The following is an 11,900-nucleotide window of genomic DNA, read 5'->3' as shown; positions in this document are numbered from 1 at the left end:
GGCCGATGGCGTCGGCAAGCAAAGGGTATGCGCATGATGACCAAGGCCGCCGGGCAACCGGCGGCTTTGCTTTTTCAGCGGGCGAGACGATTGCGCAGCGATTGCAGCAAGTCGAGATATGGCGCGCTATGCGCCGTGTCATTGCGGATGGGTTGACGCACTTGCGCCGCACTGGCGGTGCTGAGCACTTCACGCTTTGTCAAGTGAGGCGCGAGGCAGGCAGGCTCGAAGGGCAATTGGCAGAATGCGAGCAGATGACGGATCTGCAATTCGGGTTCTTGCAGCAAGGCCTCGTAGGGGAAATCCAGGATCTGGTCGGGATAGCGTGCTTGCCAATAGTTGCTCAGGCGTTGGTAATCCCGGTAATGATCGGCCATTTCATCAAGGTCGTAGCTGAAATGCATGCCGCGCCTGAAAAGCTGGCGGTAGCAGGCGAAGCAGGTTTCGACAGGATCGCGATGGCAGTTGATGATTTTTGCGCCAGGCAGCATGGCAAGTGCGGCGCCTACCAGTTGCCAGTTCAGCAGTCCCTTGTCGGTGAAACGAGGGTGCTTTTCACGCCAACGGGCAGTGCGGGCAAGATAGTCCTTGCCAAGGCGCGACCAATCTTGCGCAGTAGCGCTGGTGACCCAGTGCGGAAATGCCTGGCCACGACGACGTGATTCATCCTCGATGACCTGAGGCAAATCGGGAATCTCGTTAGCGCCTTCTACTTGCGTATGCGATGCAAGAATATGCTCAACCAGAGTCGAGCCCGAACGGGGCAGGCTGACGATCAGGATAACTTCCTGTCCCTGTGTCGGATCCAGCGGTGCAGGCAAAGACGGGTGGAAGGCATCCATGATGGCTTCCACCCGTGCTCGTTCGACATCCGGATCCCAGGTTACGAGACGTCGCTGGTTTGCGTTGGCGTCGCGAAGCGCTTCAAAGGCGCCGGCGTAATCGTGTTGATCTTCCAGCGCCCTGAACAGGCTGAAGCCCAGAGCGATTCGTGTATCGGGATGGATAGCAGGATCGCGCATGGCCTCGCTGATCTGCTGCATGTCCTGTGGACTCAGAAGCTCAGTCTTCAGGTTGGCGAGTGCGTGCCACGCCTCGGCTTGATGGGGTTGTTGACGCAGCACCTTTCGATACTCGGCGACAGCCTGGGCGATCTCGCCTTGCATTGTGCGGATATCTGCCAGGGAAATGCGCGCCAGCACGTGGTGTTCATCCAAGGACAGCGCACGGAGCAGTGCGCTGCTGGCATCGTCGAGTCGTTGCTGCTGTTTCAGGGCCTTGCCCAGGTTGTACCAGGCCGACACTTGTCCCGGCGCCAGTTCACAGGCACGGCGAAGGTGGATCAGTGCTTCTTTCTCGGCACCCGAGTCGTGCAGGGCGCTGCCCAGACTCATCTGGATCGTCGCGTCATGAGGGCGTCGTTGTACAGCCATGCGTAAAAATTCCGCTGCTTTGCCGCTGTCGCCACGCATGAGACAGGCGATGCCGTACAGGACCTGCGCATCCACCAATGTGGGCGCCTCGGCGAGCACCCGGCGCAATAACCGTTCGGCGAGATCAGGGTTCCTCTGGTTCAGCGCTTTGCCGGCATCGGCGAGCCGTTGACGAGTGTCGGGAGACAAAGGGATGGGGTTTGGCGACATGGGCGGTAAGGAGTCGAGGAGTTCGGTATCCTTAGGAAGTCTGGCATATTGCACCCGCTATATCCCACTTACGGGTGACCGGGTTCCGAGCATGCCTGGCCGCTACAATGCGCCAGCATCTGCTCACTGACTTCACCCACGACGAAGGATTCTGACCTTGATCCTCTGTGTCCCCGATGTGCTCAGCGCTACTGAACTTGCCACCATCCGGGCCGAGCTGCAGAAAGCCAGTTTCGCCGATGGCGCAAGTACCGCTGGGTGGTCAGCGCGTGGCGTGAAGAAAAACCTGCAAGTAGCGCTCGGTACCCCCGGCTACGATCGGCTGGCGGGATTTGTGCGTGATGCTTTTCTGCGCAACGGCATGTTGCAGACAGGCCTGCTGCCGGTGGCAAATACACAGGTCTTGTTCAACCGGTACGGACAGGACATGCAGTACGGCCCGCATGTGGATGCGCCGGTCATGGGCAGCATGGGCAGCGCGGTACGCACCGACATCGCAATTACTGTATTTCTGTCCGACCCCAAGAGCTACGACGGCGGGGAGCTTGTGGTGTACACGAATGGCGTCGGCGGACATTTCAAGCTGGATGCTGGTGCAGCCATTGCTTACCCGGCAAATACGTTGCACAACGTCAATCCGGTCACTCGCGGCACGCGTGATGCGGCGATCATCTGGGTGCAGAGTCAGGTGCGGGATCCGGCGCGGCGCGAGCTGCTTTGGGATCTGGAGAATGCAAAACGCCAGATCTTCAGCCAGGAAGGCAAGACTTCTACTTTCGACGCCATTAGCAAATCACACGCCAATCTTTTACGGATGTGGGCGGATATTTGATTTCAGCCCACATGCGAGGAAGGATCACTCAGTAGCGCGGCACGCTAGAGTCAATCTCCGCGGCCCAAGCATCCATGCCGCCTTCGACGTTGTGCACGTTGCCGAACCCGTGCGCGGCGAAGCGTTCGGCCATGGCGCGGCTGGAGATGCCGTGGTGGCAGATGAAGGCGAGAGCGGTGTCTTTCGGCAGGGCGGCGAGACTTTCGTAGCCTTCGTCCTCCAGCACCCGTGCCTGTGCCAGTGGTGCGGCTTGGGCGCGGCCGTGGGCCGGGCGCACGTCGATCAGGGTGATGTCGTTGGCGGCCAGGCGTGCCTTCAGCTCCTGCACGCTGAGCGACTTGATCTCCTGCGCACCGGGGAATTTCAGGCTGAGGCCTTCGCCCTGCACGGTGGAGACCCAGTCGATCACGATGCCCTTGGCGCGCTGGGCGCTGGCCGGGTCGAAATGCACATCCAGACCATTGGCATGCGCGACGATGTCGTGCTCGCCGGCAGGCGCCAGCTGGAAGCCGGCGCTGTGGTCGGGACCGATTTCCAGGTGCAGCGCGACGCCTTGTGCGTTCGCGGTGCCCTGGCGGATCGCTTCGGCAGCCGCATCGGTGATGGTGATCTGCGGCGGCGTGCGATCCGGCGCGGTCACCCCGAATAGCGTGTGCAGCTCACCGCTGCCGTACATCTGGCGGATGATGTCGGCGCCGCCGACCAGCTCGCCTTCCACATAAAGCTGCGGAATCGTCGGCCAGTCGCCGTAGGCCTTGATGCCTTCGCGGATCTCCGGGTCTTCCAGCACGTTGACCGTGTGGTACTCGGGCAACAACTCGTTAAGCGTGTTGGTGGCCGCAGCGGAGAAGCCGCACATCGGCTGTCGGCGATCGCCCTTCATGAACAGCACCACGCGGTGGTCCTTGAGCAGGGTTTCGATACGTTCGCGAGTGGTGGTGTCGAGGGACATGGGGAGCTCCGGCAAAGAAGACAATGATACGCCGCCCCGATATGCGGTGATTCTGCGGTCCTTCAAGGCCGCTGACTCAGGCGGCCCGGCGCAGCTCACCCAGATGGCGTCGGCTGACGCCTAGCGGTGCCAGCGCCAGCGCCGCTGCAGGTGACGGCCACACCAGCTCGCGGCTGGCCCGGCCCAGCGCAGTGGACTGTTCGCTCCAGTGGATCAGTTCCATCGCACCAGTATGGTCCTCGACCAGCGCCGTGCAGTGCTCCACCCAGTCGCCATCGTTGAGATAGAGCACGCCATCCAGTTCGCGTACATGGCCGAAGTGGATATGTCCGCAGATGTGCCCATCGAAACCGCGCTTGCTGGCATCGGCGGCAACGCGCTCCTCATAGGCATGGATATACGCCAGCGCCTTGCCGATATGCGATTTGATGATGATCGACAGCGGCAGGTAGGGCAGTTCCAGCCGTTGCCGCATGGCGTGCAGGCGACGATTGCTCCAGCAGATGAAGCGGTGCATCGCTTCGCCGAACTGCAGCATCCAGCGGCGGCCAACCTGCTCGGGATCGAATTCGTCACCGTGGCTGACGTGGTATCGGCGGCCATCGGCGCCGACGTGCACGGCGTCCAGTTCGATCCGCACGCCGCCGAAGTTCTGCCCATGCAAGCCGCGCATCGGCGCATCGTGATTGCCCGGAATGTAGATGACCTCGACCCCGCGCTGCGCCAGCGCGAATATCTCGGCGATCACGGCGCTGTGCCCGGCGTGCCACCAGTACCGTTTTGCCAGTGCCTCCAGATCGATGATGTCGCCGACCAGATAGAGCTTTTCGCAGCGCAGCTGGCGCAGGAAATCGAGCAGATAAGTGGCCTTGCAGTCGGGCGTGCCCAGATGCACGTCGGAGATGAAGGCGCTGCGGCAATGAAAGGTGGTCATGGCACGGCTCCCGGTAGTTGCCCGGGGCGCCAGTGTGCGATCGCTACGTCACCGTGCCATGGCGAACAGGTTGCAGCCGCGTTGCCGTCGAGCTGGTCGTGTCAGTGGAGTGCCGCGTGAACGATCGGCTCGATCGCCTCCACCCACAAGGCGTATTGCGCCGCCGAGGGATGCAGGCCGTCGTCGGCGACGAGTTCCGGATGCGCGCGTGAGATGCCGGTGATATCGACGAAGTGGGCGCCGGCACGATGGCTCTCGTCGCGGGCGATCGTGTTGTAGGCGTCCAGTTCACTGGCAATGATGGCGGGATCGCGATCCTGCTCGCGCGCAAAGCGGGTGACACCCCAGTCGGGGATCGACACCACCACCACGTGCGCGGCGTGGCCACCGGCCAGCATGATCGCGCGGGCCAGCAGGCCAGCGAACTCATCGCGGTAGTCGTCGGCTGTGCGGCCGCGGTACTGATTGTTGACGCCGATCTGCAGCGTGACCAGATCGTATGCAGGCGCCAGTGACGCCGCGTCCATGCCTTGCGCCAGCTCGTCGGTTGTCCAGCCGGTAGTCGCGATGATGCGTGGATCGTCGATCACCACGCCGGCCTTGCGCAGCCGCTGCACCAGCTCGGCTGGCCAGCGTTGTTGCGCATCGACCGCCTCGCCGATGGTGTAGGAATCACCAAGGGCGAGATAGTGCAGCGTAGCCGCGGCAGACATCATGGGACGGCTCAAGCCACGGCGGCAGCGGGGGCTTGGGCTTGTTCGTGCGCCATGCGTGCCAGCACCCGCTCGATCCGCACGAAGACCTCATGCAGCTGTGCCGGCGGCGGCAGCAGGGTCAGCCGGAAGTGGCGGCTGCGCGGCACGTTGAAGCTGCTGCCGGGCACCACCAACACCGATTCTTCTTCCAGCAGGCGCAGGGCAAACGCCTCGTCGTCGAAGTCGGCGAAACGGTCGGCGCGCACTTGCGGGAACGCGTACAGCGCACCGTCCGGGGCGACCAGCTCCAGGTAATCGCTGGCGGCAACCGCTTCCAGCACGATGCGTCGCGCCTCGTGCAGGCGGCCGCCGGGCGCGGTCAGTGCGCCGATCGTGGGCGCGCTCTGCAGTGCCGGTGGCACCGCCCATTGCGCGGTCACGTTGGCGCACAGGCGCAATGCGGCAAGCAATTGCAGCGCATCGCGATAGGCCGCCGTACGCGCCGGATCGCCGGACAGGCTCATCCAGCCGACCCGGTAACCGCAGGCGCGATGCACCTTGGACAGACCACCGAAGCTGAGGCAGGGCAATTCGCCGGCCACTTCGGCCAGCGGCTGGAAGGTGGCGCCGTCGTACAGGATCTCGTCGTAAATCTCGTCGGCGAGCAGCAGCAGGCGGTGCCGCGCCGCGATCGCCACCAGCCGTTGCAGCAGCGCGCGTGGATACACCGCGCCGGTCGGGTTGTTCGGATTGATCAGTACCAGCGCACGGGTGCGCGGCGTGATCAGTGCTTCGATCTCGTCCGGATCGGGCTGGTGATCGTGGCTGGCGAGGCAGTGGTAATAGCGCGGCTGGCCGCCGTTGAGGATGGTGGCGGCGCTCCACAACGGGTAGTCCGGGCTCGGCAGCAGCACCTCGTCGCCGGGTTGCAGCAACGCGCGCAGCGACAGGTCGATCAGTTCGCTGACGCCGTTGCCGATGAAAATGCGCTCGGGCTCGACGTGCCTGGCGCCACGAGCGCGCTGCTGCGCGGCGATCGTTTCGCGGGCAATTTCCAGGCCTTGCTCATGGCCGTAGGCTTCGCTGTCGTGCAGGTGACGGGCGATCGCCTCGCGCAGATGCGCCGGCGCCTCGAAGCCGTAACGTCCCGGGTTGCCGATGTTGAGCTTGATGATGTCGAGGCCGGCGGCCTCCAGCTCGCGCGCGCGCCGGGTCAGCGCGCCGCGGATTTCGTAGCGCACGTCCGCCAGGTGCGCACTGGGTGTGATCGAAGCCACCACCGGTATCCTTTGAAGTCAACAGCCGACGCCATCGCCGGCAGGTCGATGCTAGCAGCGTGATGCAGTGCAGCGCGAGCGCCGGTGGGGTCGGATTCCGGTTCATCGGCGGGCAATCTCCGGGCAGGGCATAATCGCCAGATCATGCAGACAGACCTTCGCCATGAGTGATGCCGAAACGATCGAGCGGCTGCGGCACATCGGCTGGCGTGGCGACGTCTTGCCCGCTGGTGGCTTGCGACTGGCGCGGGTAGTCGCCCAGCATCGTGCGGGCTACGAATTGCACGATGGCGAAACCCTGTTCGGCGCGCAGCCGGACGGACGCTTTCTCAAGCGCGGCATCGACCCCGGCGAGCGGCCGGTCGTCGGCGATTTCGTCGAGGTGCAAAGCGGCACGCCCCCGCATATCGTCACGGTGGCGCCACGGCGCACCGTGCTGTCGCGGGCGGCGGCGGGCGAGCGTTACGAGCGCCAGCTGATCGCCACCAATATCGACTACGTGCTGGTGCTGACCGGACTGGATGGCGACTTCAATCCGGCGCGGATCGAGCGCTACCTGTCGCTGACCGAGGATTCCGGCGCGCAGCCGGTGGTGCTGCTGAGCAAGCTGGACACGCGCGAGGATGCTGCCGAACAGATCGCCGCCTTGCGTGCGCGCCTGCCGGACGTCACGCCGATCCATGCGCTGAACTGCAAGGACCCGGCCAGCGTGGCGCTGCTCGCGCAGTACCTGCAGCCGGGTGACAGCGCGGTGCTGGTCGGTTCGTCCGGTGCCGGCAAATCCACCCTGACCAACACCTTGCTCGGCACGGCGACGATGGCCACCGCCGAAGTACGCAGTCACGACAGCCGTGGCCGACATACCACCACCCATCGCGCCCTGCTGCAGTTGCCCAGCGGCGGCTGCCTGATCGACACGCCCGGCATGCGCGAGCTGAAGCTCACCGGCGAGGAAAACCTCGACCTGTTCGCCGACATCGAGGTGCTGGCCGAGCGTTGCCGCTTCGCCGACTGTGGCCACGGCAGCGAGCCGGGCTGCGCGATCCAGGTGGCGCTGGACAACGGCGAGCTGACGCCGGGGCGCTGGCGCAATTATCTCAAGCTGCACGACGAACGCGAGGAGCAGGCGGCGACACTGGAAGCACGCCTGCGCCGGCAGCGCGGTGGCCGGCCGATCGAGCGGCCGCATGGGCATCGTGGGCAGCGCGAGCGGGACTGATTCGGGTTCGGCGGCCGTGCGATGACGGTTGCGGACGGGATGCCGCAAAGCATCTAGTATCGCGACATCTCATGTTGCGGAGCGCAGGCATGCGTCGGTTGTCGTCGTCCCTCACGTTCTTCTACAAGCGGGTCTTTCCGGTGCTTTGGGTCGGTTTTGTGCTGACCGCCTTTGGCTTGCAGATATGGGCGATGCAACATGCCCGTGCCGACGCGTCGTCGCAGCCATTTTTGCCGCTGCTGCTGATGCCGCTGTTCATGCTTGGCGTGATGTTCCTGCTCTACCGCAAGCTGCTGCATGACCTGTTGGACGAGGTCTGGCTGGACGGCGACAACCTGGTGGTGACGAACCGTGGCGAGAAGATCCGCGTGGCGCTGCGCGACGTGATGAACGTCAATGCCAGCACGATGACCAATCCGCGGCGCGTCACGCTGATGCTGCGGACGGATTCCCGCTTCGGGCGCAATCTCACCTTCATGCCGGCCAGTCCGCGTGGCTTCATGAGCGCGTTCAATCCCGACCCGATTGCGACCGAACTGATCGAGCGCGTCGATGCCTTGCGCGGAGCTTCGCGATGAGCGCGCCAGCCGGCGCCATCGCGCCCGAACTGCAGCGCTACGCCGCGCTCGACCAGCGCCTGCTGGCGGCGGTGCGCGGCATCCACATCCTGCCGACGGTGGCGTGGCCGGCGTCGCTGGAAACCCGCATGATCGAGGCCTACGGCAACGGCCGGTTCGCCTTGCCCGAGGTGACTTACACACGGCCGGACCTGGCCGCGGCACGCACCGAACTGGCGGCGATCGAGGCAGACGCGGGCGGCAGCGATCCGAACGATATCGATCCACTCGGCGATTACCTGCGCCGCACGGCCGAGTCGTGGCGGATCGCCGCCGAGATGCTGGAGTCGGTCGGTACCGCGGGCGTCACCGCGCCGTCGATCGCGTTGTATGGCAAGCCGGGCGATCTGATCCCCGGCAGCCAGCGCAGCAATCTCGACGCGGCACATTATTTCGTCGAACTATCCGACGAGCTGGGCGCGGATCTGCTCGCCGACGACAGCAGTGTGGACATGCCGGCCGCCGAGCTGCGCGACGAGCTGGCGAAGACGCTGGATGATTTCTTCGGCGCCGGCATGATCAAGGTGGAAGTGGATGCCGAGCTGACTGCCAAGGCGGCGGCCGGCGCCACCCGCATCCGCCTGCGCGGCGACACCAGCTTCAGCGAATACGATCGTCATCAGCTGCTGGCGCACGAGGCGTTTGTGCACTCGCTGACCGCGCTGAACGGGCGTCAGCAGCCGCTGCTGACCTCGCTGGCGCGCACCTCGCCACGAGTCACCGCGACCCAGGAAGGGCTGGCGGTATTCGCCGAGCTGATGTCTGGCGCGATCGACATCGCCCGGCTCAAGCGCATCAGCCTGCGCATCCTGGCGATCGACATGGCGCTGAACGGCGCCGACTTCGTCGAGGTCTACCGCTACTTCAGCGCCTGCGGACAAAGTGTGGCCGACAGCTTCCACTCGGCCCAGCGGGTGTTCCGCGGCGTACCGCTGACCGGTGGTGCAGCATTTGCCAAGGACAATGTGTACTTGTCCGGCCTGCTCACCGTGCACACCTTCTTCCGTTGGGCGTTCAAGCAGCAACGGATGGATCTGCTGCGCCACCTGTTTGCCGGCAAGCTGACCCTGCACGATGTGATCGCGTTGCAGCCGCATTTCGCCTCCGGCGCGATCCTGCCGCCGCGCTGGTTGCCACCGTGGATGCAGCATGTGCACGGGTTGGCCGGCAAGCTGGCGTTCTCGGTCTTCATCAACGGCATCCACATGAACCGGGTGCAGGGCGATGAGCTGCTGTCGAGCGTCTAGCCTCGTTCCGGCCTGCGTCATCAGGTCGCAAGAACGGGCCGGTCAGGGCCGCCCCGGTGCTAACATCACGGGCAGTCAGTCGCCGTGTCGGCTGCCACTCCCTTCCTCGATAAATCGCCGCCGATGTCCCTTCCCGAAGAACTTCGCCTCGCCGCCCTCGAATATCACCGCTTGCCGCGTCCGGGCAAGATCAGGGTCACCCCGACCACCTCGCTGCTGACCCAGCGCGACCTGTCGCTGGCCTACTCGCCTGGCGTCGCCGCGGCCTGCGATGCGATCGTCGAAGATCCGACCACGGCGGCCGAGTACACCGCGCGCGCCAACCTGGTTGCGGTGATCACCAACGGCACCGCCGTGCTGGGTCTGGGCAACATCGGGCCGCTGGCGGCCAAACCGGTGATGGAAGGCAAGGGCGTGCTGTTCCAGAAGTTCGCCGGCATCGACGTGTTCGACATCGAGATCGACGAGAACGACCCGGACAAACTGGTCGACATCATCGCCAGCCTCGAGCCGACCTTCGGCGGCATCAACCTGGAAGACATCAAGGCGCCGGAGTGCTTCATCGTCGAGCGCAAGCTGCGCGAGCGGATGAAGATTCCGGTGTTCCACGACGACCAGCACGGCACCGCGATCATCGTCGGCGCCGCGTTGCTGAACGCGCTGGAAGTGGTCGGCAAGCGCATCGAGGACGTGCGCATCGCCACCACCGGTGCCGGTGCTGCCGGCATCTCCTGCCTGGACATGCTGGTGGCGCTGGGCGTGAAACCCGAGCACATCCTGGCCTACGACCGCGAAGGCGTGATCCATAGCGAACGCACCGGCCTCGACCCGGACAAGCAGCGCTACGCACGGGAGACCACCGCGCGCACGCTGGCCGAGATCGTCGACGGCGCGGACGTGTTCCTCGGCTTGTCCGCCGGCGGCATCCTGAAGCCGGAGATGGTGGTGACGATGGCGCCGCGGCCAATCATCTTCGCGCTGGCCAACCCGAATCCGGAGATCACGCCGGAAGATGCCAAGGCGGTGCGGCCGGACTGCATCATGGCCACCGGCCGTTCGGACTATCCGAACCAGGTCAACAACGCGCTGTGTTTCCCGTACCTGTTCCGCGGCGCGCTGGATGTGGGCGCCACAGTGATCAACGAGCCGATGAAGATCGCCTGCGTGCGCGCGATCGCGCAGATCGCGCGGATGGAAGCGGGCGATCTCGCCGGAGCCTACGCCGGCGAAGTGCCGACCTTCGGCCCCGAATACCTGATCCCGCGACCATTCGATCCACGCCTGCTGGTGATGCTGTCGTCGGCGGTGGCGCAGGCGGCGATGGACTCTGGCGTCGCCATGCGCCCGCTGCAGGACATGGACGCCTATCGCGAAAAGCTCGGCCAGTTCATCTATCGCACCGGCCTGCTGATGAAGCCGGTCTACGAGCGCGCGCGGGCCAACCCGCAACGCGTGGTGTATGCCGAGGGCGAGGAAGAGGTCGTGCTGCGTGCGGTGCAGACGGTGATCGACGACAAGCTGGCGCGACCGATCCTGATCGGGCGTCCCGATGTCATCGCCACCCGTATCGAGCGCCTCGGCCTGCGCATGCGCGCCGGCGTCGATTTCGAGCTGACCAACATCAACGACGACCCGCGCTTCAACGACTACTGGCAGCAATACCATGCGTTGACCGAGCGTCGCGGCGTGTCGCCGGCGGCGGCGAAGAACCTGCTGCGTTCGCGCCCCACCCTGATTGCCGCGCTGATGGTCGAGCGTGGCGAGGCCGACGCGATGATCTGCGGCCTGGTCGGGCGCTACCACAAGAAGCTCGGTTACCTGCGCAGCGTGTTCGGGCTCGATCCGGGCGTGCAGTGCACCTCGGCGATGACCGGCGTGATCAACGACAAGGGCGCGTGGTTCTTCGTCGATACCCACGTGCAGTGCGACCCGACCGCCGAGCAGATCGCGGAAGCGACGATGCAGGCGTCGTATCGCCTGAAGCTGTTCGGCATCGAGCCGAAGGTGGCGCTGCTGTCGCACTCCAACTACGGCAGCCACGACAACCCCAGCGCCGCGAAGATGCGCAAGGTGTGGCAGATCCTCAGGGAGCGCATGCCGAAGCTGGAGATGGATGGCGAGATGCAGGCCGACACCGCATGGGACGAGGCGTTGCGTCATCGGATGTTCCCCAACACCACCTTGAGCGGCCGTGCCAACCTGTTCGTGCTGCCGAACCTCGACGCGGCCAATATCACCTACAACATGGTGCGGGTGATGACCGATGGTGTGGCGATCGGGCCGATCCTGATGGGCCTGGACCGGCCGGCGCACATCCTCACCCCGGCCTCCAGTGCGCGCCGCGTGGTCAACATGACGGCGATCGCCGCGGTGGATGCACAGATCAGGGCGGCCCAGGGCGAGCGTCGCAGCTGAGTGATGAGGCATTGCCTCGGCCGATGCGTGGCCGAGGCACAGCACAGGCCGATCCGTGCGCAGGCGAAT

10 protein-coding genes are annotated in these 11,900 nt (G+C 64.9%); 5 read left to right on the top strand and 5 right to left on the bottom strand.

Going from position 1 to position 11,900, the window contains the following annotated elements:
• Window positions 1-74 precede the first annotated feature (74 nt).
• A complete protein-coding gene (locus tag IE071_RS11345) occupies window positions 75-1,697 on the bottom strand; it encodes a tetratricopeptide repeat-containing sulfotransferase family protein (protein ID WP_189441309.1) in 1,623 nt (540 codons plus the stop codon).
• A gap of 103 nt (window positions 1,698-1,800) precedes the next feature.
• Here IE071_RS11345 and IE071_RS11340 point away from each other — a divergent pair, with 103 nt between their 5' ends.
• Window positions 1,801-2,475 carry a Fe2+-dependent dioxygenase gene (locus IE071_RS11340; protein ID WP_189441308.1) on the top strand — a complete coding sequence of 225 codons (675 nt, stop codon included), beginning with the start codon at window positions 1,801-1,803 and terminating at the stop codon, window positions 2,473-2,475.
• Between the two features lie 28 nt (window positions 2,476-2,503).
• Here the strand turns inward: IE071_RS11340 and grxD are convergent, their stop codons facing one another.
• The 4 genes from grxD to IE071_RS11320 form a co-directional block, all read right to left on the bottom strand.
• Entirely contained in the window at window positions 2,504-3,427 is a 924-nt protein-coding gene (gene grxD / locus IE071_RS11335) for a Grx4 family monothiol glutaredoxin (protein WP_189441307.1), read from the bottom strand.
• A gap of 76 nt (window positions 3,428-3,503) precedes the next feature.
• Window positions 3,504-4,361 (bottom strand): UDP-2,3-diacylglucosamine diphosphatase, encoded by an 858-nt coding sequence (locus IE071_RS11330; protein ID WP_189441306.1) that lies wholly within the window; start codon window positions 4,359-4,361, stop codon window positions 3,504-3,506.
• A gap of 101 nt (window positions 4,362-4,462) precedes the next feature.
• Window positions 4,463-5,077, bottom strand: a complete 615-nt coding sequence (locus IE071_RS11325; protein ID WP_229792868.1) for an SGNH/GDSL hydrolase family protein — start codon at window positions 5,075-5,077, stop codon at window positions 4,463-4,465.
• A gap of 8 nt (window positions 5,078-5,085) precedes the next feature.
• Window positions 5,086-6,333, bottom strand: a complete 1,248-nt coding sequence (locus IE071_RS11320; RefSeq protein ID WP_189441305.1) for an aminotransferase class I/II-fold pyridoxal phosphate-dependent enzyme — start codon at window positions 6,331-6,333, stop codon at window positions 5,086-5,088.
• Window positions 6,334-6,496: 163 nt separating this feature from the next.
• Here IE071_RS11320 and rsgA point away from each other — a divergent pair, with 163 nt between their 5' ends.
• The 4 genes from rsgA to IE071_RS11300 all read left to right on the top strand — a co-directional run bounded on the left by rsgA (window position 6,497) and on the right by IE071_RS11300 (window position 11,831).
• Window positions 6,497-7,552 carry a ribosome small subunit-dependent GTPase A gene (rsgA, locus tag IE071_RS11315; protein WP_189441304.1) on the top strand — a complete coding sequence of 352 codons (1,056 nt, stop codon included), beginning with the start codon at window positions 6,497-6,499 and terminating at the stop codon, window positions 7,550-7,552.
• 89 nt (window positions 7,553-7,641) lie between these two features.
• On the top strand, window positions 7,642-8,130 hold the full coding sequence (locus tag IE071_RS11310) for a hypothetical protein (protein ID WP_189441303.1): 489 nt from the start codon (window positions 7,642-7,644) through the stop codon (window positions 8,128-8,130).
• Entirely contained in the window at window positions 8,127-9,416 is a 1,290-nt protein-coding gene (locus tag IE071_RS11305; protein ID WP_189441302.1) for a peptidase MATCAP family protein, read from the top strand. The genes IE071_RS11310 and IE071_RS11305 overlap by 4 nt, the downstream gene beginning before the upstream one ends.
• A 123-nt stretch (window positions 9,417-9,539) precedes the next feature.
• Window positions 9,540-11,831, top strand: a complete 2,292-nt coding sequence (locus tag IE071_RS11300) for an NADP-dependent malic enzyme (RefSeq protein ID WP_189441301.1) — start codon at window positions 9,540-9,542, stop codon at window positions 11,829-11,831.
• Window positions 11,832-11,900: the final 69 nt, after the last annotated feature.

It is taken from the genome of Rhodanobacter panaciterrae, assembly GCF_014651895.1.
Taxonomy (GTDB): Bacteria; Pseudomonadota; Gammaproteobacteria; order Xanthomonadales; family Rhodanobacteraceae; genus Rhodanobacter; species Rhodanobacter panaciterrae.
The sequence above is the reverse complement of the archived record's forward strand: the minus strand, read 5'-3'. Positions and strand labels throughout refer to the sequence as shown.

Coding starts and splice junctions, on each gene's coding strand:
- grxD (WP_189441307.1), bottom strand. CDS start 3,427: ATGTCCCTCGACACCACCACTCGCGAACGTATCGAAACCCTGCTCAAG.
- IE071_RS11330 (WP_189441306.1), bottom strand. CDS start 4,361: ATGACCACCTTTCATTGCCGCAGCGCCTTCATCTCCGACGTGCATCTG.
- IE071_RS11325 (WP_229792868.1), bottom strand. CDS start 5,077: ATGATGTCTGCCGCGGCTACGCTGCACTATCTCGCCCTTGGTGATTCC.
- rsgA (WP_189441304.1), top strand. CDS start 6,497: ATGAGTGATGCCGAAACGATCGAGCGGCTGCGGCACATCGGCTGGCGT.
- IE071_RS11310 (WP_189441303.1), top strand. CDS start 7,642: ATGCGTCGGTTGTCGTCGTCCCTCACGTTCTTCTACAAGCGGGTCTTT.
- IE071_RS11305 (WP_189441302.1), top strand. CDS start 8,127: ATGAGCGCGCCAGCCGGCGCCATCGCGCCCGAACTGCAGCGCTACGCC.
- IE071_RS11300 (WP_189441301.1), top strand. CDS start 9,540: ATGTCCCTTCCCGAAGAACTTCGCCTCGCCGCCCTCGAATATCACCGC.